The 1,745-nt window shown below is 41.5% G+C and carries 2 protein-coding genes and 1 pseudogene; 2 read left to right on the top strand and 1 reads right to left on the bottom strand.

Translation table 11 applies throughout. The features are described 5' to 3' along the window. Window positions 1-108, bottom strand: a pseudogene (locus tag PX636_RS17540) (2OG-Fe(II) oxygenase); the annotation flags it as partial. 84 nt (window positions 109-192) lie between these two features. Here PX636_RS17540 and PX636_RS17535 point away from each other — a divergent pair. Then, window positions 193-1,320 (top strand): ABC transporter permease, encoded by a 1,128-nt coding sequence (locus PX636_RS17535; RefSeq protein ID WP_288118083.1) that lies wholly within the window; start codon window positions 193-195, stop codon window positions 1,318-1,320. A gap of 90 nt (window positions 1,321-1,410) precedes the next feature. After that, on the top strand, window positions 1,411-1,745 hold a 335-nt coding region (locus tag PX636_RS17530; protein ID WP_288118082.1), incomplete at its 3' end, for a family 10 glycosylhydrolase.

Here is a 1,745-nt window from a genome sequence, read left to right as displayed (position 1 = left end):
CTCCCTAACTAAAAAATTATCGATGACCAAATGCTTAAACGGTTGCGCTGTCTCAAAATCTTGACGATAGACAGAAGATTTCTCATAAACAAGGGGATTAATAAACATTAGACAGCTTTTTTGTTGGTATGATAAATTGTAGCAATCAGACTAGCAAAATAAAGATTAACTCTCCTATTGACCTCATCGCCTATGGACTGGTGGCACAAACTCAAAGATAATCCTCTCGCCCGTTGGGGAGCAGTTTTACTGTTAATCTTCTATTTAAGCGTAATGGCGGCGGATTTTGTCGCTCCCTACTCTCCCTACTCCTCCCAACCCGGTCAGTCTCTCCTCCCTCCCACCCAAATCTTTTGGCGCTCGCAGTCGGGAAGTAACAAGGGTGAGTGGATTGGCCCCCACGTCTATCCCACCACTCAAAGTGCTATTAATATAGAAACTGGTGAGCGGAAGCTAATGAGAGATTTTAACAAACCCTTGCCGCTGCGTCTCTTGGTTAAGGGTGAAACCTATAATTTCGGTCAAATTCGCCTACCTTTGCCGCCAAAATGGCAGGAAGTAACTTTATTCCCCGGTATCCCTTTTGATCTCCATCTGTTCGGAGTCATCGGCGATGGTAGAATCAATATATTGGGAACCGACGAATCGGGACGCGATAGTTTTAGTCGCTTGATTTTCGGGGGCAGAATTAGTTTATTTATCGGTTTGGTCGGGATTTTAATTTCTTTCCCTATCGGTTTATTTGTCGGTGGCGTTTCTGGCTATTTTGGCGGTTGGTTAGATGCGATTTTAATGCGTTTTGTGGAAGTTTTAATGACTATCCCCGGCATATATTTACTCGTGGCCCTAGCGGCCGTTTTACCCGCAGGATTAACCAGCACCCAACGCTTTTTATTAATCGTCCTGATTACTTCTTTTATCAGTTGGTCGGGATTAGCGCGGGTAATTCGCGGTCAAGTTTTATCCCTGAAAGAACAGGAATTTATTCAGGCTGCTAAAGCTATGGGAGCAAAACCCCTTTATATTATTCTGCGTCATGTGCTGCCCCAAACTGCCAGTTATATCATTATTTCTGCTACGTTAGCCGTGCCTGGTTTTATCGTGGCCGAATCGGTTTTAAGTTTAATTGGTTTGGGAATTCAACAACCAGATCCTAGTTGGGGAAATATGCTTTCTCTGGCTACCAATGCCTCAATTATTGTTCTACAACCCTGGTTAATTTGGCCACCTGCTTTGTTAATTATTCTCACCGTTTTAGCTTTTAATTTACTCGGTGATGGTTTACGCGATGCCCTAGATCCTCGCAATTTGGAGAGATAATTTAGTTATTTTAGCCATTATCAGTTATCAGTTATCAGTGAACTGATAACCGAAAAGTCTCCCCACTTCCCAACTCACCCACTTCCCATTATGAATAGAATCAGTAAAACCTTTAATAATTTCGCCGATAGTTTGGTGATTTATAGTCAAAGATACGGGAAAATAAGCTGGTTAATATTTTTAATTATCTTTGCTTTTATCATGACGATAACCTTTAATTTTCCCGCACAATCGACCAATCAACCCCAAGAAAAACCCGAAATTCGTGGAGTTTGGTTAACTAATATCGATAGTGAGGTATTATTTAAACCGCAAACCCTAAAAGATGCCCTTGATAGGTTGGCTGATTTAAACTTTAATACTATTTATCCCACGGTCTGGAATTGGGGTTATACACTCTATCCTTCTAAGGTAGCAGAAAAAGT

The organism is Microcystis sp. M53598_WE2 (assembly GCF_030067735.1).
GTDB classification, from domain to species: domain Bacteria; phylum Cyanobacteriota; class Cyanobacteriia; order Cyanobacteriales; family Microcystaceae; genus Microcystis; species Microcystis aeruginosa.
The sequence above is the reverse complement of the archived record's forward strand: the minus strand, read 5'-3'. Positions and strand labels throughout refer to the sequence as shown.